The organism is Citrobacter portucalensis (assembly GCF_023374935.1).
Lineage (GTDB): Bacteria > Pseudomonadota > Gammaproteobacteria > Enterobacterales > Enterobacteriaceae > Citrobacter > Citrobacter portucalensis.
Genome location: NZ_CP092466.1, coordinates 1765642 through 1787835, shown reverse-complemented (window position 1 = coordinate 1787835; position 22194 = coordinate 1765642). Strand labels below are relative to the sequence as shown.

General features: G+C 52.3%; 17 protein-coding genes. 8 read left to right on the top strand and 9 right to left on the bottom strand.

What is annotated here, in order from left to right; translation table 11 throughout:
• Both LY264_RS08555 and LY264_RS08550 read left to right on the top strand, forming a co-directional pair.
• Entirely contained in the window at positions 1–1323 is a 1323-nt protein-coding gene (locus LY264_RS08555; RefSeq protein ID WP_048224609.1) for an MFS transporter, read from the top strand.
• Between the two features lie 334 nt (positions 1324–1657).
• Entirely contained in the window at positions 1658–3643 is a 1986-nt protein-coding gene (locus tag LY264_RS08550; protein WP_048224611.1) for a ligand-gated channel protein, read from the top strand.
• 72 nt (positions 3644–3715) lie between these two features.
• Here the strand turns inward: LY264_RS08550 and lysP are convergent, their stop codons facing one another.
• Positions 3716–5185 (bottom strand): lysine-specific permease, encoded by a 1470-nt coding sequence (gene lysP, locus LY264_RS08545; protein ID WP_071692562.1) that lies wholly within the window; start codon positions 5183–5185, stop codon positions 3716–3718.
• A 193-nt stretch (positions 5186–5378) separates the two neighbouring features.
• Complete coding sequence (gene yieE / locus LY264_RS08540; RefSeq protein ID WP_048224614.1) at positions 5379–6260, bottom strand: DNA-binding transcriptional regulator YeiE; 882 nt, start codon at positions 6258–6260, stop codon at positions 5379–5381.
• A 315-nt stretch (positions 6261–6575) separates the two neighbouring features.
• Here yieE and LY264_RS08535 point away from each other — a divergent pair, with 315 nt between their 5' ends.
• Positions 6576–7625, top strand: coding sequence for a YeiH family protein (locus LY264_RS08535; protein WP_008785269.1), 1050 nt, complete (start codon positions 6576–6578; stop codon positions 7623–7625).
• Between the two features lie 71 nt (positions 7626–7696).
• Positions 7697–8554 carry a deoxyribonuclease IV gene (gene nfo, locus LY264_RS08530; RefSeq protein WP_008785270.1) on the top strand — a complete coding sequence of 286 codons (858 nt, stop codon included), beginning with the start codon at positions 7697–7699 and terminating at the stop codon, positions 8552–8554.
• 32 nt (positions 8555–8586) lie between these two features.
• Here the strand turns inward: nfo and hypT are convergent, their stop codons facing one another.
• Entirely contained in the window at positions 8587–9498 is a 912-nt protein-coding gene (hypT, locus tag LY264_RS08525; RefSeq protein ID WP_020996669.1) for a hypochlorite stress DNA-binding transcriptional regulator HypT, read from the bottom strand.
• Between the two features lie 353 nt (positions 9499–9851).
• Between hypT and cuyB the strand changes: the two genes are divergently transcribed.
• Positions 9852–10571: a cysteate racemase gene (gene cuyB / locus LY264_RS08520; protein WP_048224619.1), complete on the top strand. Its 720-nt coding sequence runs from the start codon at positions 9852–9854 to the stop codon at positions 10569–10571.
• Positions 10572–10646: 75 nt separating this feature from the next.
• Entirely contained in the window at positions 10647–11945 is a 1299-nt protein-coding gene (locus tag LY264_RS08515; RefSeq protein WP_008785273.1) for an anaerobic C4-dicarboxylate transporter, read from the top strand.
• Positions 11946–12050: 105 nt separating this feature from the next.
• On the opposite strand, the gene fruA is transcribed toward LY264_RS08515, so the two are convergent.
• The 3 genes from fruA to fruB are packed head-to-tail and all read right to left on the bottom strand — an operon-like array spanning position 12051 to position 15824.
• Positions 12051–13739, bottom strand: a complete 1689-nt coding sequence (gene fruA / locus LY264_RS08510) for a PTS fructose transporter subunit IIBC (protein ID WP_048215908.1) — start codon at positions 13737–13739, stop codon at positions 12051–12053.
• A 16-nt stretch (positions 13740–13755) separates the two neighbouring features.
• Positions 13756–14694 carry a 1-phosphofructokinase gene (gene fruK, locus LY264_RS08505; protein WP_003834544.1) on the bottom strand — a complete coding sequence of 313 codons (939 nt, stop codon included), beginning with the start codon at positions 14692–14694 and terminating at the stop codon, positions 13756–13758.
• Positions 14694–15824: a fused PTS fructose transporter subunit IIA/HPr protein gene (gene fruB / locus LY264_RS08500; protein WP_048224622.1), complete on the bottom strand. Its 1131-nt coding sequence runs from the start codon at positions 15822–15824 to the stop codon at positions 14694–14696. Before fruB ends, fruK begins: the two co-directional genes overlap by 1 nt.
• 368 nt (positions 15825–16192) lie before the next feature.
• On the opposite strand from fruB, the gene setB reads away from it, so the two are divergent.
• Positions 16193–17374 carry a sugar efflux transporter SetB gene (setB, locus tag LY264_RS08495; protein WP_003834548.1) on the top strand — a complete coding sequence of 394 codons (1182 nt, stop codon included), beginning with the start codon at positions 16193–16195 and terminating at the stop codon, positions 17372–17374.
• On the opposite strand, the gene LY264_RS08490 is transcribed toward setB, so the two are convergent.
• Entirely contained in the window at positions 17371–17625 is a 255-nt protein-coding gene (locus LY264_RS08490; protein WP_008785278.1) for a YkgJ family cysteine cluster protein, read from the bottom strand. The two genes, setB and LY264_RS08490, sit on opposite strands and share 4 nt — an antisense overlap.
• A 157-nt stretch (positions 17626–17782) precedes the next feature.
• Here LY264_RS08490 and yeiP point away from each other — a divergent pair, with 157 nt between their 5' ends.
• A complete protein-coding gene (gene yeiP / locus LY264_RS08485; protein ID WP_003027452.1) occupies positions 17783–18355 on the top strand; it encodes an elongation factor P-like protein YeiP in 573 nt (190 codons plus the stop codon).
• A 713-nt stretch (positions 18356–19068) separates the two neighbouring features.
• Here the strand turns inward: yeiP and torD are convergent.
• Together torD and torA are read right to left on the bottom strand one after the other, a co-directional pair.
• Positions 19069–19701, bottom strand: a complete 633-nt coding sequence (torD, locus tag LY264_RS08480; protein ID WP_048224628.1) for a molecular chaperone TorD — start codon at positions 19699–19701, stop codon at positions 19069–19071.
• Positions 19691–22189, bottom strand: coding sequence for a trimethylamine-N-oxide reductase TorA (torA, locus tag LY264_RS08475; RefSeq protein WP_071692561.1), 2499 nt, complete (start codon positions 22187–22189; stop codon positions 19691–19693). The genes torD and torA overlap by 11 nt, the downstream gene beginning before the upstream one ends.
• Positions 22190–22194: the final 5 nt, after the last annotated feature.

Here is a 22194-nt window from a genome sequence, read left to right as displayed (position 1 = left end):
ATGAGCTTGAAATCGTTTATATTCAGCCAGGCTGATAAGCCGGTTGTAAAAGAAAAACAAGAGATTGACCATACTTACAAAAAATTCAGGATAGAGATCATTACCTCGGTTTTTATCTCTTACGCTGTCTTTTATTTAACGCGTAAAAACTTCTCAGCGGCCATGCCAGCAATGTTGTCTGATACCGCTCTGACCGCAGAAGATTTTGCCATCATGTCTTCACTGTTTTACATCCTGTATGGGTCAATGAAGTTTGTTGGCGGCATGCTGGTTGATAAAATCAATCCGAAAGCCATGACCGGCCCGGTTCTCATTGGCGTGGGGATCGTTAATATTCTGTTTGGTTTTTCCGACAGCGTTGCCGCGTTTTATGTGTTGTACAGCCTCAATGCTATCCTCCAGGGCACCAGTTTTCCGCCAATGGCAAAAATCATGGCATCCTGGTTTTCCAAGAATGAACGCGGACGTTGGTGGGCGGTCGTTGAGGCGGCACATAATATTGGCGGCAGTCTCGCCCCACTGTTGACGAGTTTCGCGATTGTCTGGAGCGGTAGCTGGAAAATGGGTTTTTATGTACCGGGCGCGATCTCCTTGCTAATGGGGGTCATTGCGCTCTTTACAATTAAAGACCGTCCCGGGACCTTAGGTTTGCCTAACGTAGGTGAATGGCGCAAGGATCCAACAGAGCTAGCCCAGGTTAAAGCCAGTCCGGTTAACCTCTCCTTTTGGCAGATTTTCGTTAAATATATCCTGATTAACCCGCTGGTGTGGATTATCATCATTGGTGATATGTCGGTTTATATTGCCCGCACTATTCTAAACGACTGGCCGCAAATTTACTATTCTCAGGTGCATGGCTGGAGCCTGATTAAAGCCAACTCCATTATCTCGTGGTTTGAAGCCGGTGGACTTGCCGGAGGTTTACTGGCAGGTTACTTATCGGACTTTATGTTTAAAAGTAATCGCTGGATGACAGGTTTAATATTCGCATTAATGTTGTGCGTATGTATTACCTTAATTCCACTGGTTCAGGATACTTCATATACCATTACGGCCATTCTCTTCACCATTATGGGTTTCGCCCTGTACGGCCCACATATGCTTTTTGCCGTAGGTTGTCTGGACGTCACTCACAAAGATGCGGCGGGATCGATAACCGGCTTCCGAGGATTGTTTAGCTATGTTGGTGCGGCGCTAGCGGGCGTACCGGTGATATTAGTGAAGAACAGTTGGGAGTGGTCTGGAGTCTATCTCTATGCCGTGATCGCTATCCTGTTAACCACCTTGTCACTGGCCTTACTCGCCAAATTCCATCGGTTATAAGTAAGCCATTACAGGACAGCGGTGCAATTGCCGCTGTCCTTCAGCCTGGTTCTTCCAGCATCAAAAAAGATTCCCCCCCTCTTCATTTCTCCATCATTCCTTCACTTTTTCTCCTTTTTTCTTTCCCCACTATCTTATTGATTAAAAAGCATTTCACGCAAAATCATATCAAACACAAATGATTTCTATTATCATTTGTGTTTACAAACATTCATACTTTTGTACAATCTCCCCCGCTTCTTTACTGAAAAGAGTCCTTAAAAGACAAATACATACAATTGTCATGGCCTTTCACATGACGCGCAGTTTGATTCATTTAAATGGAATGATACAAATGACTATACCTCACGTTAAGGCTGTAGCTGCCGCAGTATGCGTCGCCTGCCTCCCATCACTCGGCCATGCCGCTGAACAAGACACCGTGGTCGTTACCGCTACCGGTTTCGAGCAGAAAATTCAGGATGCCCCGGCTTCAATATCTGTTATTACCAAGCAGCAGATTGAGGACAAAGCCTATCGAGATGTCACCGATGCGCTAAAAGATGTCCCTGGCGTCGTCGTCACTGGCGGGGGAAGCAGCAGCGATATCAGTATTCGCGGTATGGCTTCGCAATACACGCTGTTCCTGGTCAATGGCAAACGTATCAGCACACGCGGCATACGACCTAACAGCGATAACTCAGGTATTGAACAAGGCTGGTTACCGCCGCTGGAATCCATCGAGCGTATCGAAGTCATCCGTGGCCCAATGTCATCGCTTTACGGCTCCGATGCGATGGGTGGCGTTATTAACGTCATCACCAAAAAAGTGTCGAATACCAAAGCCTGGACCGGATCCTTACACGGCGATGCCACTTTCCAGGAAGACAGAGATTCCGGTGATATTTACCAGACCAATGCCTATGCGTCCGGGCCGCTGGTTGACGGATTACTTGGCGCGAAGGTGACCGGATTATTCTCCCACCGCGCGGAAGATGAAATCGTAAATGGCTACAACGAACAGCGTATGCGTAGCGGGGGATTAACCCTGAACTTTACGCCAGATGATAAAAACGACATCGATTTCGATTACGCACGTGAATTGCAGGATCGCGACAGTACGCCAGGCAAATCCAAGGCACAAGAAAACTGCCGCAACGGAAGCTGTAAGCCCAACAGTAAAAGCGAAAGCAAGTATGTGCACACCACATATTCACTCACCCATAGCGGCTATTACGACGACTTCAACTCCACCAGCTATGTCCAGCAGGAAGAGACCGACAACCCCGGTCGCCAGATGAAGTCCTACAACACGATTTTCAATAACCAGAACCAGGTATTCCTTGGGGCGCACACCCTGACGTTGGGCGGGCAATACCGTTATGAAAAACTGCGCGATAACGGTAACCAGCTGCAAGCGGCTGATGGGCTTAACAAACTAACTCGCTGGAGCTGGGCGCTGTTTGCTGAAGATGAATGGGCCGTAACCGATACCTTCACGCTGACCGGCGGTCTGCGTATGGATAAGGATGAAAACTACGGTGACAACTGGACGCCACGCGGCTATGGCGTATGGCATCTGAGCGATCAGTGGACCTTAAAAGGTGGCGTTTCCGCGGGCTATCGCGCACCGGATCTGCGCCAGTCCTCTGCCAGCTGGGGACAGGTTACTGGCGGCGGCCGTCTGAACGGAATCATTGTCGGCAACCCGGATCTGAAGCCGGAGAAAAGCCTCAGCGAAGAGATCGGTTTACTGTGGGATAACGGCAACGACCTCAACGCAGGCGTTACGTTGTTCAATACCGACTTTAAAAACAAAATCACCGAAGTTCGCCGTTGTAACAGCAGTTCCGATCCGGCCTGCACCATCGGCAATACGACTTATGACTTCGTCAGCGATCGCGTTAACGTCGATAAAGCCAATATGCGCGGCGTAGAATCCACCTTCGGCTGGAAAATAACCTCCGACGTCAACTGGACCGCGAACTACACCTACACGGAATCTGAGCAGAAAAGCGGTCAGTTCTCCGGCCAGCCGTTGAACAAAATGCCGAAGCATATGTTTAACACGACGCTGGACTGGCAGGCTACGCAGGATCTCGGTTTCTGGAGCCGTCTGAATCTGCGCGGGAAAACGTCTGAATACCTGAGCCGAACCTCTATGGCACAGGGCACCCCGTCCTATACTCAGGTCGACGTTGGTTTACGTTACTATGCTACCAAGGATCTGTTGATGACCGCTGGCGTGTATAATGTGCTGGATAAACAAATCGATTACGATACCTACGACACCGTCCTTGATGGACGTCGTTACACGGTTGGCATGACTTACAGCTTCTAAGTTAGGCGCAATAAAAAACCCCGGCACTCATCATGCCGGGGTTTTGTTTTTTCTGCCGCATCTGGTTAAGAATTACTTCTTCACGCGACCCGGGAATTTCATTTCGCTGTAGCGAACAAAACGGGTTCCTTTGGTCAGCTTATAGCCAAACCAGATAATCAGGAACAGCGGGATACCGATATAGGTAGCCATCACGCCGCCCCAGTCAATTCTGTCTTTCAGGAACGCTTCGTAGTTCTGACCCAGGGTGATAATCAGGCACAGCACAAAGGCGAAGATCGGACCCAGCGGGAAGAAGCCAGAACGGTACGGCAGATCCTTCACATCGTGACCCTGAAGCACATAACCGCGACGGAAGCGATAGTGGCTAATAGCAATCCCCAGCCAGGCGATAAAGCCCGTCATCCCGGAAGTATTCAGCAGCCACAGATACACGGTCTGGTTGCCAAACATTGAAGTCAGGAAGCACAGCCCCGCCACCACGGTGGTCGCATACAGCGCGTTACGCGGTACGCCGCCACGAGACAGTTTACCGAAAATACGCGGTGCTTTACCGTCACATGCCAGGGTATAAAGCATACGCGTGGAGGCGTACATCCCGGAGTTACCTGCCGACAGCACCGCCGTCAGGATAACTGCGTTCATCACCGCTGCCGCAGACAGCAGACCCGCATGCTGGAATACCAGCGTGAACGGGCTAACGCTGATGTCTTTTACATCGTTACGCAGCAGGCTTGGATCGGTGTACGGAATGATCAGGCTGATAATCAAAATCGCGAACACATAGAACAGCAGGATTCGCCAGAATACCTGACGTACCGCACGTGGAATGTTCTTTTCAGGATCTTCAGATTCGCCAGCCGCGATACCGATAAGCTCTGTCCCCTGGAAGGAGAAGCCAACGATCATCGCCACGCCAATCATCGCAGCAAAACCACCGGCAAACGGTGCATCACCGGTCGTCCAGTTGCTCCAGCCCACCGGCTGAGCGCCTTTGAAGATACCGAAAATCATCATCACACCAACCACGATGAAGATAATGACGGTGGTAACTTTGATCAGTGAGAACCAATATTCCGCTTCACCAAACCCGCGAACGGAAATGTAGTTCAGCAGGAAGATAACGCCGAGGAACAGCGCACTCCAGATCCAGCCCGGCGTGTCCGGGAACCACCAGCTCATCACCAGCTGTGCGGCCACCAGGTCAACGGCAATCGTTACCGCCCAGTTGTACCAGTAGTTCCAGCCCAGCGCGAAGCCAAAGCCCTCTTCTACGTAGTTCTGACCGTAGGTGGAAAACGAGCCGGAAACCGGCATATAGGCAGCCAGTTCACCGAGGCTGGTCATCAGGAAGTACACCATCAGACCGATCAGAATATAAGAGAACAACGCGCCGCCTGGACCCGCTGCAGAAATAGTTGCACCAGATGCAACGAAAAGACCTGTACCGATGGAGCCTCCAATGGCAATCATCGTCAGGTGACGCGCCTTCAGTTCACGACGTAGCGTGGGCGCTTCTGTGGTTTTAGTTTCGGAAACCATGTGAAAATGCTATCCATCCAAAAAATGAGGCGCGATTGTAGCAGACGAAATGGCATTCTTCCGGCACAAATACGCTGTTATAAGAGACCTTCATGACTGGCCGCGGATTATAAGTAAAGCAGAAAATATGCGGCGCACAGCGGTTAAGATATAACCGCCGTTCTACAGAGATGACCTTACGACAGTAAGCGCCCTATTCGCCCAGCTCGACCTGATCGCTGTAATGTAAAAAACGCGTAATGGCATTGGAGATGTGTTTTTGCCTGTGATGCACGCGCCAGAGAGTACGGACTAAACGCGGCAGCGGCACGGGAACTTCGCTCAGTGTTCCCGCCTGCAGCTGCTCCGCAATGACCCGACGCGACAAGCAGCTGATCCCGAGACCATGACGTACCGCATGCTTAATGGCCTCTGAGTTACCCAACTCCATTGCCATCTGAAATCTCGGCAGATGAGACAACAGCAGGTAATCCACCAGTTCACGCGTACCGGATCCTCGCTCACGCAGGATCCACGGCGAAGACGCCAGCTGTTCCAGCGTAACAGGCCCCTTTGTGAGCGGTGACGACGGTGCGGCAAACACCACCAGCTCGTCTTCCAGCCACGGTTCAGAGATAATTTCAGTACTGTGACACGGCCCTTCGATCAGCCCAATGTCTACCCGAAAATCAAGCACAGCATTGATCACATCCTGACTGTTACCCACGCTCAGCTCGAGCGGCAAATCAGGAAAATCCTGCCGATAGCGGGCGATCATAGCAGGCAAGATATAGTTACCAATGGTGCTACTGGCATAGACCCGAATGGCACCATTATCTTCGCGAAAAAGCTGCTCGATTTCGGTCGTTTGCTCAAGTAACGCCAACGCTCGTGGGTAGAGCAAACGCCCGTGCTCATTGACCACTAGCCGTTTGCCGACGCGGTCAAACAGTTGCACGCCGAGTTGCCCTTCCAGATCGGTAAGTGCCGCACTCACCGCCGATTGCGACAATGCCAGCATGACAGACGCCTGGGTCGTTGAACCGCTTTTTAGTACCTCAGCAAACACTTCAAGTTGTCGCAAGGTGATATGCATAGTCGTTTTCCACCGGATATCCGTTACTTATACCCTAAATAATTCGAGTTGCAGGAAGGCGGCAAGAGAGAGACAAATTCGTCAGGAACGAATTTGACCAGCCAAAGGCTGGCCTCTGGTGAGGGACATGGATGTCCCTCATTAATCCCCGGGAGCGTACTTAAGTACGTGACTGGGGTGAACGAGCGCAGCCAACGCACATGCAACTTGAAGCATGACGGGTATACCACTTATATAGATTAATTATAAATATATAATCAATTTTATTTTTAAACCACTTCGCCGTACTCTTTTACCCAGATAAAGGAGAAGGATATGACAGAACTCACCTTGCAGACTCATCGTCGTACAGCGTGGCATTTTATTCCGGGGCTTGCCCTGAGTGCAGTTATCACTGGGGTCGCCTTATGGGGTGGATCTATTCCCGCCGTCGCAGGTGCCGGGTTCAGCGCCCTCACCTTAGCAATCTTGTTGGGGATGGTCCTCGGCAACACCGTCTATCCGCACATCTGGAAAAGCTGTGACGGCGGCGTGCTGTTTGCTAAACAACATTTATTACGTTTGGGGATCATCCTCTACGGCTTCCGCCTCACCTTCGCGCAAATTGCTGACGTCGGCGTCAGCGGTATCGTGATTGATGTGTTAACGCTGAGCAGTACCTTTTTGATTGCCTGCTTCCTGGGGCAGAAAGTGTTTGGTCTGGACCGCCACACCAGTTGGCTGATTGGTGCGGGGAGCAGCATTTGTGGGGCCGCCGCCGTGCTGGCAACCGAGCCGGTAGTGAAAGCGGAAGCCAGTAAGGTAACCGTCGCTGTCGCCACCGTGGTGATCTTCGGTACCATCGCTATCTTCCTGTATCCGGCAATGTATCCGCTGCTGGCACACTGGTTTAGCCCAGAAACCTACGGCATTTACATTGGTTCCACCATGCATGAAGTAGCACAGGTAGTGGCTGCCGGGCACGCCATTAACCCGGATGCAGAAAACGCCGCGGTTATTGCCAAAATGCTGCGTGTCATGATGCTGGCACCGTTCCTCATCCTCCTGGCCGCACGCGTTAAACAGTTGTCTCCGGCTACGGGCGGTGAGAAAAGCAAAATCACTATTCCATGGTTTGCCATCCTGTTCATTGTGGTCGCGATTTTTAACTCGTTCCACCTGCTGCCGCAGTCGGTTGTGAACATGCTGGTAACGCTGGATACCATTTTGCTGGCAATGGCGATGGCTGCACTGGGGTTAACCACTCACGTTAGCGCACTGAAAAAAGCCGGTGCCAAACCGTTACTGATGGCCCTGCTGCTGTTTGTCTGGCTGATTGTCGGTGGTGGTGCGATTAACGTCGCTGTCCACGCCCTGATGGCATAAACGATCACGACTCACCTCCATTAACCCGCTATACTCTCCCTTTTTGTATTTGAGTATGGCGGGTTAAATTTATGAAATATATCGGAGCGCACGTAAGCGCCGCTGGCGGTCTGGCTAACGCCGCTATTCGAGCCGCAGAAATCGAAGCGACCGCATTCGCCCTGTTCACCAAGAATCAGCGCCAGTGGCGTGCTGCGCCGCTAACCACCGAAATCATTGATGATTTCAAATCTGCCTGCGAGAAGTACCACTACACCTCCGCACAAATCCTGCCTCACGACAGTTATCTGATTAACCTCGGTCACCCGGTCAGCGATGCGCTGGAAAAATCGCGTGATGCGTTTCTTGATGAAATGCAACGCTGTGAACTGCTTGGCTTATCCCTGCTGAACTTTCACCCGGGCAGCCATTTGATGCAGATCCCGGAAGATGAATGTCTGGCGCGCATTGCCGAATCCATCAACATCGTCCTCGCTCAGACCCAGGGCGTTACGGCAGTTATCGAAAATACCGCCGGACAAGGTAGTAATCTGGGATTCAAGTTTGAGCACCTGGCCGCCATTATCGACGGCGTCGAAGATAAGTCCCGTGTTGGCGTTTGTATTGATACTTGCCACGCTTTCGCGGCGGGTTACGATTTGCGTTCCGCAGAAGAGTGCGAAAAGACGTTTGCGGAATTTGAACGCATTGTCGGTTTCAAGTATCTACGCGGTATGCACCTGAACGACGCCAAGAGCGCGTTTGGCAGTCGCGTTGACCGTCATCACAGCCTGGGTGAAGGTAATATTGGCCATGATGCCTTCCGTTGGATTATGAAGGATAATCGTTTTGACGGTATTCCGCTGGTACTGGAAACCATTAATCCGGATATATGGGCCGAAGAGATCGCCTGGCTGAAAGCCCAGCAAACAGAAAAAGCAGTGGCGTAACGATCTCCGCGCGCCAGACAAGCTGGCGCGTATCAAGTGAGCGTAACCAGATCCTCTGGCATATGGTTGTACAAAATCCGCCAGAAATGCTCTGCCGTTTTATTCAAACGGGTATCCATTCGGTAAATATAGGCCTGAATTGGCACCATCAACTCCGGCGTGTCCAGACAAACCAGGCGCTTATCCCGTAGTTCGTTCACGATCGTCCACGCTGGCAGCCAGGCGATACCATGACCATCCAATGCCATATTCTTCAATAGCTCACTCATCGAAGACATAAACAGCGTACGCGCTGAAATACTGCCCACCTCCGCCAGGTGACGGTTAACCAATCTTCCCATGTAGGAAGTGCTGGTATAGTTCAGAATCGGCACCTGCGGCTGATAGATATCAAACAACGCCTTACCCTGTGCATCCGCAGCACAGACGGGATACAGCTCAGACTCAAAAACCTTCAAGCCGCAGAAAGGCGACTGCATTAAGTCTTCATCGCGAAAGGAGATAATAAAATCACTTTTCCCCTCGCGCAGCGTATTCACCGCCTGGACTACATCAATCGCTTCGACGTGGTAAACAAATTCTTCGCCCCATGCCGACATTGAATGTACTAATCTGGGCAACATCGTCAGCGACAGAGAATGTGCCGCCGCTATTTTGATATTGGGAACGCCAAGCAGGTTGTGACCACTTAGCTCATCTAAATTGCATTCCAGCTGTTGTAGCAGGCTACGGGTCTGCGAATGGAATAACTTACCCTCCTCCGTCAGCTGCAGTGGACTTGTCGTACGGTCAAACAGCAGCACCCCAACAGCGGATTCTAGCGCCTTGATCCGCCGACTAAATGCCGGTTGGGATAGGTTGCGCTCCTCTGCGGCCTGAGAAAAATGACGACACGCTTCCAGCGTCAGAAAATCATATAACCATTTTGTCTCGATATTTTTCATGCCTGTCACGCGGATGTTTAAATATGTCGATTAGTCTTAAGCATCATGCCTGAATATTCCCGGAGATGATATTCAACATCAGCATCTGGTGATTCGTTTTTTGCATAATACCTTCGTTTTTGACATTAACATGTTTCTTTACCCATCGACCACGACCGCTCATCCACCGCTGAATGACGGGCCTCTGGCTGATTACCGACCTGCCGAGGTGGTAAAAAACATCACACTCATGCGTTTTTTGCATTGAACCAAACATTATTGCATTTCTCCTCACGACACTCTGCTGTTAAACATAAGCACCAGATAGACACCAGCTCTGAATATTAAATATCGGTAAATTAGAGGTATATATCGTGAAAGGTTTAATTGGCGTACTTGGTGGTATGGGGCCTGCTGCAACCGTCGATCTTTTTAATAAATTCGTCACCTTTACCGCAGCGCAACGCGATCAGGAACATATCCCATTAATTATTTCATCCATCCCTGATATTCCAGACCGAACTGATGCGTTAATGCATCATGGTCATTCCCCACTTCCGGCAATGCGTGATTATATGCACAAACTGGAAGATGCTGGTGCGGAGTGTATTGTGATCCCCTGTAATACCGCCCACTTTTGGTTTAATGAATTAAAAGAGTGCTGTCATACAGAGTTACTCAGTATCGTTGAAACAACCATGAATGAGGTCAAAAACTGCGGAAAATCACGTATCGGTTTACTTGCTACTAACGCCACCCTTTACATGGGACTCTACCAAAAAGGCATAGAATCTCTTGGTTTAACCTGCATCAGTCCTGATTCATCCGGTCAGGATAAGGTCATGGAAAGTATTTATTGCTTAAAAGCTGGCGACCTTAAGCGGGCACAAACGCTGATGAATGAACAGGCTGAAGTGCTCTTCTCACGCGGCGCACAAATCATTGTACTGGGATGTACTGAAGTCCCCGTCATTCTTGCCGACGCAGTCAGAAAGTATCCAGATAAATATATTGACTCAACCGGATCATTAGTTCGCGCCGGTATTAAATGGTACGAAAAACGAGTTGGCAAACATCATCTTCTGGCGCAATAACAGCCGTCACCAGATTAATAAAGCATTAAACAACCACTTATTTTAATAACAAATTATTCTCTGGCGGAGGCCATTATGGTTTGGTTAGAAATTATCGTCGTGTTGGGTGCAATATTTTTTGGTATCCGCCTCGGCGGAATAGGTATCGGTTTATGCGGTGGTCTGGGGCTGGCTATTTTAACGTTGGGATTTGATCTGCAAATTGGCTCGCCACCCGTTGACGTTATCCTCATTATTATGACAGTTGTCGTGGCAGCATCGGCGCTACAGGCCGCAGGAGGTATGGATTATCTGGTTCGCGTTGCCGGTAATTTCATGCGGCGTAACCCTAAATATATCAATATTATTGCACCGATTATCACCTGGTCGATGACCATTATGGCCGGAACAGGGTTCATTGTATTTTCTACCCTGCCAGTGATTGCCGAAGTCGCCAAAGAGTCCGGTATCCGCCCTTCTCGTACGCTCGCCGGATCCGTAGTCGCCTCCCAGGTGGCGATATCCGGTTCGCCGATCAGTGCCGCAATGGCGGCGATGCTGACCATTATGGAAGGCAACGGTATCACTTTTATTCAGGTCATGGCGGTATGTCTGCCAGCTTCTTTTGTCGCCGCGATGGTTGCCGCTTTTATCGCCTCACGTCAGGGATGCGAGCTACAGGATGATGAAGTCTATCTGGAACGCCTGCAAAAAGGATTAGTGCGTAAATATGAAGGGCAAAACAGCACTACGCCGGGTGCCAAACTCTCAGTCGCCCTGTTTATGCTGGCAACGGTCGTCATCGTTATTCTTGCCGCCTGCCCGCAGCTACGCCCTGGATTCGATGCAGGCAACCCAATGAATACCCGGGATATCATCATTATCTGTATGCTGGCTGCCGCTTGCCTGATGGTGGTGTTATGCAAAACATCAACCGATGCTATTGTCCTGACATCCACGTTTCGATCGGGGATGAGTTCACTGGCGGTCATTCTCGGGATTGTTACACTGGGAACGACCTTCATTGATGCCCACTTAGCGGAGATTAAGGATATCGCAGGCGATATTCTACGGGCTTACCCCATGCTGTTGGCACTGGTGTTGTTTGGTACCTGCGCGCTTCTTTACTCGCAAGGCGCCACCACGCCGCTGATCATCCCTCTGGCCGTTGCGCTCGGCGTGCCTACATGGGCAATTCTGGCCTCCTATGTGGCGGTAACCGGGGTGTTTGTTCTACCAACATACCCGACTTCGCTGGCGGCAATGGAGTTCGACACCACAGGGACAACGCGCGTGGGCAAGTATGTCTTAAACCATCCGTTTATGCTTCCAGGACTGGGTGGGATCATTGCTGGCGTTGCCTTTGGTTTTATCATCGCGCCAATGATTGCCTGACCCGTTTTATTAAGGCTGGATGGATTATTGTGGCGATGCTGCAACGTATAGGTAAATGCATAAAAAAGGGGCAGAGAATTCTCTGCCCCTGCTATTGACGTTAAATCAGGCCGCCTTTGCCACAACCTCAGCTTCCGGGCGCTTCAGCACTGCGTAGGAGAGACCGGCTACCAGCGTACCAGCAATAATTGCCAGCAGGTATCCCAACACCGGCGTGATTGCGCCTGGGATTAACAGGACAAACAGCCCGCCGTGTGGCGCCATCAGCTTCGCACCCACCGCCATCGAGATAGCCCCGGTAATCGCACCACCAACGATACAGCAAGGCAGAACGCGCATTGGGTCACGGGCAGCGAACGGGATTGCCCCTTCGGTGATAAAGCACAGGCCCAGTACCAGGGCAGCTTTGCCGCCTTCCTGCTGCGCTTTGTCGAACTTACGACGCGCAACCAGCGTTGCCAGACCCAGAGCCAGCGGAGGTACCATACCCGCAGCCATGATGGCCGCCATCGGCGCATAAGTTTGCGTACTCAGCAGACCCACACCGAAAGCATACGCCGCCTTGTTAACCGGACCACCCATGTCGGTACACATCATGCCGCCAAGAATCGCGCCAAGCAGCACCGCATTGGCCGTACCCATGGTTTGCAGCCAGTGAGTCAAACCTTCCAGAATACCCGCCACCGGTTTGCCGATCAGGTAAATCATGGCCAGACCAACCACCAGGCTTGAGAACAGCGGAATGATCAGGATCGGTTTCAGCGCTTCCATACTCTGCGGGAGTTTCAGCTTCGTGCTGATAAGCTTCGCCACATAACCGGCAAGGAAACCAGCAATAATCCCGCCAATAAAGCCGGAACCGGTGCTTACCGCCAGCATACCGCCGATAAGACCCGGCGTCAGACCCGGACGGTCAGCGATGGAAAACGCGATATAACCTGCCAGTACCGGCACCATCAGCGCGAAGGCTGAACCACCGCCAATCTGCATCAGCGCCGCCGCCAGCGTCCCCTGCTCTTTAAACGCTTCGATACCAAAAGCGAACGAGAGTGCAATACACAGACCGCCAGCAACCACCATCGGCAGCATGTAAGAGACGCCCGTCAGCAGGTGACGATACGCCCCCGCGCTCTCTTTCTTACTTTCGGTTGCTGAAGTCTGCGCTTTACCGGTTGGCTGGTACGGTGTTGCTTCTTCCAGCGCTTTGTCCAGCTCCTGCTTGGTTTTCTTCAACGCAAGACCGGTAGAGGTGCGGTACATCGGTTTGCCGGCAAACTTCGCCAGATCAACTTCAATGTCAGCGGCCACAATCACCAGATCAGCCTGAGCCACTTCCTCCGGCGTAATGGCATTACCTGCGCCAACAGAACCTCGGGTTTCAACCTTCACCCACCAGCCACGTTTTTTCGCTTCAGTTTCAATCGCTTCAGCGGCCATAAACGTATGAGCAACACCGGTCGGACACGCCGTCACCGCCACCACGCGTTTTGGACCACTGCTGGCCACAGGTGCTGTTGCAACCGGGGCGCTGTAGGGCTTTGCATGGCCTTTAGCTTCGCTGAGGAAGAGTTCAGGATGCGCAACCGCACGACCAATGTCGCCCAGCCAGACTTTTTTGCCGTTCAGCGAACTGTCGGCAGGAAGCGTATCGCCCAGAACAATTGCCAGTTCGGCATCATTCGGATTATCAATAATTTCCAGATGTGCTTTCTGTGCCGCCGCTCCAAGCAGGGTTTTCGCCATGTAAGCGCGAGCCTGGCCGAGATTAGCGTCAATAATCAGCAGCGTTTTCATTATGCCTCTCCTGCTGTCAGTTAAACGGTTTTAAGTCGACACGCGCCATCATTGCGGCCAACTGAGGACGATCGGTAATGCCTACATTACTTTGGCTTACCGCCAGGGCGGCAACAGCCGTCGCCAGACGCAGGGTATGTTCGCTGGACTCACGCATCAGCAGACCGTAAATCAGACCGCCAACCATTGAATCACCCGCGCCGACGGTGCTGACCACCTCAACTGACGGCGGTTTAGCAATCCACTCACCTGAGGCGTTAACCCACAGCGCACCTTCTGCGCCGAGTGAAATCACCACATGAGCGATCCCCTGTTCACGCAGCGCATGCGCCGCTTCAATCACATCTTTCATTTCCGGCAGCTTACGACCGGCCCAGATTTCCAGTTCGCGACGGTTTGGCTTCACCAGCCATGGTGCCGCTTTCAGACCTGCTACCAACGCTTCACGACTACTATCAAAGATAATGCAAGGACACTGACTACGCAGGCGCGTCATCCAGTCGGTGAAGGCTTCCGGGCTCACGCCGGTTGGCAAACTGCCGCTGACGCACACCATGTCGAACTGGCCCAGCCAGCTCAGCGAATCATTCACAAAGCGTTCCCAGTCAGCCGGGGTGACTTCAAAGCCGGAGAAGTTGAAGTCAGATACTTCACCGTCTTTTTCGGTCAGCTTGACGTTAATACGGGTACGGCCCTGCACGACCTGAAAACGGTTGGCAATGCCCAACTCGCTGAACAACTGCTGAAAACCATCCTGGTTGTCTTTACCCAGGAAGCCGCCCACAGTGACATCGATACCTAAATCCTTCAAAACCTTAGCGACGTTGATCCCTTTCCCTGCCGCATGCAGACCGGTGGTTTTAACCAGGTTCACTTCACCGCGTTCAATTTCCGGGCAGAAGCCCACCAGGTCGTAGGCCGGGTTAAGGGTGATAGTAGCAACACGTCTGCTCATTACGCGCCCTCCCCAAGACCTGCCGCGATGGCTTCGCCAATCGCCTTCAGCGCCTGTTCAGCATCTTCGCCCTGTGCAGTAAAGCGCAGGTGATGTCCTTTCTTCACGCCTAACGCCACAACTTTCATCAGACTGCGTCCATTCGCCGGCTTGCCGGTTCCATCAAGATTTGTCACGGTAATTTCACTGTTAAATTGTTTAATCGTATTCACCAGCATGGTGCCCGGGCGGGCATGTAAACCATGCTCATTGCGCACAATAAATTCGGCGCTCAGTACATCATCAGTTAAGGCATCATCGCTGGTCAGCAGCGCCAGCACCGTTGCCGCATCAGCTTTCAACAAACGGTCAGCTTTATTATTCAGCAGCAGATCGCCAAGGCGCTTCAGCACCGCAACCGGTTGATCGTCATTCATGGCGACGGTCACCAACAGGGCGGCAACTTCACCTTGTACATCGAACGCTGTTGCTGCACGGCTGACCGCAACGGCGCTACGCACGTTACCTTCAGCACAGTCATTCAGCCAGATCCCCTGACCAAGATTCATCGGATGCTCATTGATTGCTCTGGCCACAAAGGTGGCGTCAACCGCACCGACTTCTTTCAGCCGTGCCACGTTGAGTGCCTGCAGCGTCACCAGCGAGTTGGCCACGACATCCAGCGACAGCGTTTCGTTATCAAGCTTCAGCTGTTCACTTTGCTTTTCACCCATCAGCAGCGCACGCAGTTCTTCCGCCGTGGTCGCAGATTTCAGCTGTTCAGCGACGGAGTCATCGCTCAGCACGTGTGTCAGCTGACGCAGTAAACCGAGGTGTTCATCAGAGCTTGCGGCTATACCGATTGCCACATAAGCAACCTGCCCTTCGCCCCAGGTCACGCCCTGTGGAAACTGAAATACCTGCACACCGGTTTTCAGTACCTGATCGCGCGTGTCCGTCGTACCGTGAGGAATCGCAATACCGTTGCCGAGGAACGTGGACGTCTGTTGTTCGCGCGCCAGCATGCCATCGACGTAGCCTTCCGCGACGTTACCCGCCTGCACTAAGGCAGCGGCAACCTGGCGAATAGCCTCTTCTTTATTCCCGGCCTGTTCGCCCGGGTGAATATCCTGAACAGATAACTGGAACATGATTCTCCTCTCCCGCTGAATTGAAACGATTCAGCCAACATGAGAAAAAAGGCGTCACCCGACTCCATCAGTTAAGGCAAGATGACGCTGAAACGTTTCAAGAAGTCTTGCTCTTTTTTCTTCAGCACACAAGTAAAGTTGACAAATTACTTGCTGAATTTAGAGATAACGCACATTTTCTCTGCGAAGGAGAAAAAAATGCTGACGCAAAAACGCCGTCAGCTTGTCAGATTCAGCAACGTCAGCAAACAGCATTCTTTGACTGAAATGCTATTTTGATTTTTGATGCCGATTTTGATTTGGCTCCCTGTTTATTTTCTGACAAGCGGCGTAAACTCCGCGTCTCTTCACATCATTGATATCAAAACATGCATAACACCCCCGTAGCCGCCACACCCAAGGCGTTTGATTTAACGTCTTCGGCGTTCCTGCTTGTCGCATTTCTGACGGGTATCGCCGGTGCGTTGCAGACGCCAACGCTCAGCCTTTTTCTGACGGATGAAGTCCACGCCCGTCCCGGCATGGTCGGGTTCTTTTTTACCGGTAGCGCTGTGATCGGTATTCTGGTAAGTCAGTTTCTGGCCGGACGTTCAGATAGAAAAGGCGATCGCAAGAACCTGATTGTGTTTTGCTGCGTGCTGGGGATGCTGGCCTGCGTGCTGTTCGCCTGGAACCGTAATTATTTTATCTTGCTGTTTGTCGGGGTATTCCTCAGCAGCTTTGGATCGACCGCCAACCCGCAAATGTTTGCTCTCGCCCGTGAACACGCCGACCGCACAGGTCGGGAAGCCGTCATGTTCAGCTCAATATTACGTGCGCAGGTTTCGCTAGCCTGGGTAATTGGCCCGCCGCTGGCCTACGCGCTGGCCATGGGATTCAGCTTTACGGTGATGTATCTCAGCGCGGCGGTGGCGTTTGTTGTCTGCGGCGTAATGGTCTGGCTGTTTTTACCCTCAATGAGTAAAAACGTGCCTCTCGCGACAGGCGCAGTTGAGGCCCCGCGCCGCAATCGACGCGACACGTTGCTGCTGTTTGTTATCTGCACATTAATGTGGGGAACCAATAGTCTCTATATCATTAATATGCCGCTGTTTATCATCAACGAACTGCATCTGCCGGAAAAACTGGCGGGCATCATGATGGGCACCGCAGCCGGACTGGAAATCCCAACCATGCTGATTGCTGGCTATTTTGCAAAGCGTCTGGGTAAACGTCTGTTGATGAGAATTGCCGTCGTTGCCGGATTCTTCTTTTATGCCGGTATGCTGCTGGCTCACTCTCCGGCAATATTGCTTGGCTTACAGCTGCTGAACGCGATTTACATCGGTATTCTCGGCGGGATTGGTATGCTCTATTTCCAGGACCTGATGCCGGGACAGGCGGGTTCAGCCACCACCCTCTATACGAATACCATTCGCGTGGGCTGGATTATTGCTGGATCGCTGGCGGGGATTGCCGCTGAAATTTGGAACTATCACGCGGTGTTCTGGTTTGCACTGGTGATGATCGTCGCCACCGTCGCGTGCCTGGCACGCATCAAGGACGTTTAAGGCGCGGTTAGCGCTTCAAGCTCGATGAGATAAACCATGGCCTGGTGCGTCGTCCGCCCGCACATTTCCGCACTAGGCTGTAAACCGCCGCACACCTTTGGTCGTAGCGGCGACGCAAAAATTTTGCAACGCAGGGATTCATCCAACTGAACGCATGGCGTATTAGCGGGCTTGCCATCAGGCATACCGGGGATGGGACTGGAGATTGAAGGCGCGGTGCAGCATGCACCACAATCCGGACGGCATTCCATACAGTACTCTCTTTATCGTAAACCATCGGATTGTGCGGGAAGGGCACAGTACCACCTTTTTTGCACCAGCAAAAGCATGAATTCCGCTTGCCTGAATGCCCCGGCGCGAGTAGTTTTACGCGATATTTTAGACACTCCTCACTACAGGATTTTTTCGATGCCAAGAGCGAACGAAATTAAAAAAGGTATGGTACTGAACTACAACGGCAAACTGCTGATTGTAAAAGATATCGATATTCAATCACCGTCTGCACGTGGTGCTGCCACGCTGTACAAAATGCGTTTTTCTGATGTGCGTACCGGTCTGAAAGTTGAAGAGCGCTTCAAAGGCGACGATATCGTGGATACCGTCACTCTGAGCCGTCGTGGCGTTGATTTTTCCTACGTCGATGGCAACGAATACATCTTTATGGATAAAGAAGACTATACCCCGTATACCTTCACCAAAGACCAGATTGAAGAAGAGCTGCTGTTCATGCCGGAAGGCGGTATGCCGGATATGCAGGTACTGACCTGGGACGGCCAACTGCTGGCGCTTGAACTGCCGCAGACTGTAGACCTGGAAATCGTTGAAACCTCACCGGGTATTAAAGGTGCTTCAGCGAGTGCGCGCAACAAGCCAGCTACCCTGAGCACTGGTCTGGTGATCCAGGTTCCTGAGTATCTGAGTGCGGGTGAAAAAATCCGTATTCATATCGAAGAACGTCGCTATATGGGCCGTGCAGATTAAGCTCCTGTCGTTACAGGTGAACCAAAGATAATGACATGTTGTCTCTGGCAAAATGTTCCGTTCACTTTAGTGATATCACTTCTCTGAAACGATACTGCCTGTGAACGTGTTAAGGGTACTATCGCCGTACCCTTAACAATCCCGGCTCCCGGCGGGAAAATTGTTGCTACGCAATACCCTCCGCTTTTTCCTTCAGGCTATCGGGCCGGGCGCGAGGTAGCGTCCCTGCAAAGCGCGCCCTGAACCCGCATCCCTGCGGGTTCTCCCGGCCTTACGGAAACACGTCGGCAATTTTCAGCCGGACCAGCCACACCTGACCATCTACTTTTTTGTTTAAACAGCAAAACAGATTTAACTGGAAATCAGAGAGTTGAAGCGATGACCCCGGTCCGGCTGAAAATCGATGAGGCGTTGACGGCTGACCGGGTCTGCCCGCAGGGATGCGGGCAGAGGGGACGGCCTGCAGGGACGCAGGCTCGGCCCCGACCCGACAGGCAGACGGCATGAGCCGAATGAATCGCATCGCGACGATTTTCCCGCCGGGAGCCTGGGTTGCAAGGGAGGCGGCGGTGAGCCTCCCTTGCACGTTCACAGGTATCTGCGCTTCAGAGAAATGACTCCGCTGAGGTGAACGGAACCCTATGCCGCAATAAAATATTCTCCATAATGCTTAACTGACTGGCATTACAACGCAGGCTGTCCCTTTGTCATATTCAGCGCTGGCTGCTGAGATAAAAATCATCCATCAGCAACGACTCCAGATACTGTTCATCCTCTTGCATAAAACGCACTATAAGATTCACCGCCTGAGGATAAAACCCCTCGTTATCCCGCACCAGACAAGCGTCGCGAAATAACGGTGCCCAGCACAGAATATGATGATGCAAAAAGTAATATTGCGCCGATAGCCTCTCCTCTTTAGCAACCATCCTCGCCATTAATGCCAACTGCACAGCAATATGATCGGAGGGTTCATTCTCTCGCGCTGCCAGACCTTGCTCAATCAGCAGCACATTCATTTGCCGACGTTCTTCTGCCGCTGTCGTGTGTGGATAGTGCCCTGCATAGGGAGAAACACTAGCTGGCGGGGCCAGCAGAAACAGCGAGGCAAAATCTGCTGCCAGCTCCAGCTGTCGGGAGTCGCGCCGCAAAACCCGGCCCAGGCTATGCTCAAAACGTTTAACCTCGGCAGACACTCCAGGAACCGCCGCCAGTGAGGCAATCCAAGCCTGGCTATCGCCGTTTTCCAGACTGGCAAGCTGTTTTTCATCCAGCTCACGAAATAACAGTTGCGAAAACCACTGGTACACAGCTGCCCGCTGCTGATGAATTTGCTTATGCTGCACTGGTCCCCTCCTCTTTCACAATCTGCGGACCACCGAATGCCGTCACCTGCGGGGCTTTCTGCTGATAACGCTCGACCTCCACCAGCACGGTATGCGCTGAAGGCCCCTGGGCCAATTGTGAAGTACCTATATCTGCGCTTAGCACGTTCGGGTCGCCATAGGTGCATAATGTCCCGGCTTTCCCCCCTTCCTGCGGGGAGTACCACGCGCCTTCATGAATACGGACCACGCCAGGGGAAAAATCCGGACTGACAACTACGCCAGCCAGTACCTGACCACGAGCGTTGAAGACGCGGGCGATATCACCGGCTTTTAAGCCACGAGCGGTGGCATCCTGTTCACTGATATAAAGCGGCTCTCTTCCGGCAACCGCATAGGTGTTACGAAACGCCTCGCTAGAGCACAGTTGGGAATGCAGACGTTTATCCGGATGGCAGGATTGCAGATGCAGCGGGTATTTATCTTTTTTGCCGCTATGGGTACGCTCAAAGGGTTCCATCCACACCGGATGCCCCGGACAATCCTCATAGGCAAAGCCCGCGATGGTTTTGCTGTAGATTTCAATCAGACCTGACGGCGTTCCCAGCGGATTCAGGTCTGGCTGGTCGCGAAACTCACCGTGACGTACCCACGGCTGCCCCGGCGGATATTCAATATATCCGTCCCCCTGCCAGAACGTTGTGAAATCCGGTAATGAGACGCCGAGCGATGCCCCCATCTTCACACCTTCGTCATAAAGCGCCTGTATCCACTGCATTTCATCACGGTTTTCACGGTACACCGCTTCCTTGTCAAAGCGCTTACACAGCCCGGCAAACACATCAAAATCATGCCGCGCTTCATATTGCGGTTTGACGATCTGATGCAACGCCATCAGCCCTTTATTCGAATGCGTACCGAACTGCTCAATATCGTTACGTTCAAAGCGGGTAGTAACGGGCAGGACGATATCGGCAAATCGGCACGACGCGGTCCATTGGTGATCCAACACCACCACGGTTTCCAGCTTCTTCCACGCGTCGATCATGCGATTCCTGTCCTGCTGCGCATGAAATGGATTCGCCGCGCTGTAGATCGCCATTTTGATGTCAGGCCAGGTTAACGTCTCGCCGTTAAAGGCAACCTTTTTGCCCGGCTCAAGCAGGCAGCCAACGATACGCGAAGTGGGGACATGCTCCGATGCGCCGCGAAAATCCGCGTTGTACTTTGCCTGCGGGGGATTCGTGATCCCTCCCAGTCCAGAAAGCACAGGCCCGGCGGATGTTACCGTACCACCGCCGTTGTAGTGCCAGCCAAATCCTACCCCGCCGCCGGGCAAACCAATTTGACCGACCATGCTGGCCAGCACCACCAGCATCCACGGATACTGCTCACCATGGTGCATGCGTTGTACGCACCAACCGCCCATAAACTGTGTCCGACCTTTCACCAACAGGCGGGCGAAGTCTCGGATCTGCTCTGCCGTCAGGCCGCAGATTTCTGCCGCCCATTCGGCATTTTTCGGCTGTTTATCGGTTTCGCCCAGCAGATACGGCAAAAACTGCTCAAAGCCGACGGTGTAATCGGTAATAAACGCCGTGTCGTACAGTTTTTCTTCGTACAAGGTATGCGCCAGCGCCAGCATTAACGCCACATCGGTTTGTGGCCGCAACGCCAACTGCTCGCAGCCAAGATAGTTTTGCGACTTGCTCCGCACCGGATCAACACTGATAACGCGCATCTTACCCTGCGCTACCGCCTCTTTAATCTGCTGCCAGTAGCCAAACGCATCGTGATCGGGAACCAAAAACTCGATCTGCAAGTTCTTGATCGGATCGCAGCCCCACAGCACGATGGTATTGCTGTTTTGAATCACCAGCGGAAGCGACGTCTGCTGCTCATAAACTTCCAGCGAACCAATCACATGCGGTAAAATGACCTGTGCCGCTGCCGCAGAATAGTCGCCGACGGTTGTCACATAGCTACCATGCAGGCCAAGTCCCCGATCCATCGCCCCGCCCGCTTTATGGTATTTGCCCACCATTTGCCAGTCGGCAAGCCCGGTAAATACGCCTGATGAGCCATAGGTTTTTTGCACCCGCTCCAGCTCTTCGTAAAACAGATCCAGCGCCTGATCCCAACTGACCCGAACAAAACGGTTATCTCCGCGCTGACTGCGATCTGACTTCTCACGCTTACGCAGCCAGTCCAGACGCACCATCGGGTAGCGTACCCGCGACGGGTTGTAGACCACTTCACGCACCGCGTTCAGCATATCGCAGGGGTATTTGTCATGCTTGAACGGACGGGTTTCGGTCCACTCACCGTTGACCACTTTGGCTTCAAAAGCGCCATAGTGCGAACCAGATTGGATCCACTGCTCGGGATTTTCCCCCGCCGCCCACACTTTTGATATCAGCGGATTAGGCGCCAGTGCGCTGGCAGCCCCCACCGCCAGCATTCCGTTGAGAAAACGGCGGCGGGACGGATTAAAGTCATGAATATCCATACATT

What these genes read in the sequence shown, in the direction of transcription:
- nfo (WP_008785270.1), top strand. Translation starts at nt 7,697, where the DNA reads ATGAAATATATCGGAGCGCACGTAAGCGCCGCTGGCGGTCTGGCTAAC.
- setB (WP_003834548.1), top strand. Translation starts at nt 16,193, where the DNA reads ATGCATAACACCCCCGTAGCCGCCACACCCAAGGCGTTTGATTTAACG.
- fruK (WP_003834544.1), bottom strand. Translation starts at nt 14,694, where the DNA reads ATGAGCAGACGTGTTGCTACTATCACCCTTAACCCGGCCTACGACCTG.
- LY264_RS08550 (WP_048224611.1), top strand. Translation starts at nt 1,658, where the DNA reads ATGACTATACCTCACGTTAAGGCTGTAGCTGCCGCAGTATGCGTCGCC.
- yeiP (WP_003027452.1), top strand. Translation starts at nt 17,783, where the DNA reads ATGCCAAGAGCGAACGAAATTAAAAAAGGTATGGTACTGAACTACAAC.
- fruB (WP_048224622.1), bottom strand. Translation starts at nt 15,824, where the DNA reads ATGTTCCAGTTATCTGTTCAGGATATTCACCCGGGCGAACAGGCCGGG.
- LY264_RS08535 (WP_008785269.1), top strand. Translation starts at nt 6,576, where the DNA reads ATGACAGAACTCACCTTGCAGACTCATCGTCGTACAGCGTGGCATTTT.
- LY264_RS08515 (WP_008785273.1), top strand. Translation starts at nt 10,647, where the DNA reads ATGGTTTGGTTAGAAATTATCGTCGTGTTGGGTGCAATATTTTTTGGT.
- fruA (WP_048215908.1), bottom strand. Translation starts at nt 13,739, where the DNA reads ATGAAAACGCTGCTGATTATTGACGCTAATCTCGGCCAGGCTCGCGCT.
- lysP (WP_071692562.1), bottom strand. Translation starts at nt 5,185, where the DNA reads ATGGTTTCCGAAACTAAAACCACAGAAGCGCCCACGCTACGTCGTGAA.
- hypT (WP_020996669.1), bottom strand. Translation starts at nt 9,498, where the DNA reads ATGAAAAATATCGAGACAAAATGGTTATATGATTTTCTGACGCTGGAA.
- torA (WP_071692561.1), bottom strand. Translation starts at nt 22,189, where the DNA reads ATGGATATTCATGACTTTAATCCGTCCCGCCGCCGTTTTCTCAACGGA.
- LY264_RS08490 (WP_008785278.1), bottom strand. Translation starts at nt 17,625, where the DNA reads ATGGAATGCCGTCCGGATTGTGGTGCATGCTGCACCGCGCCTTCAATC.
- yieE (WP_048224614.1), bottom strand. Translation starts at nt 6,260, where the DNA reads ATGCATATCACCTTGCGACAACTTGAAGTGTTTGCTGAGGTACTAAAA.
- LY264_RS08555 (WP_048224609.1), top strand. Translation starts at nt 1, where the DNA reads ATGAGCTTGAAATCGTTTATATTCAGCCAGGCTGATAAGCCGGTTGTA.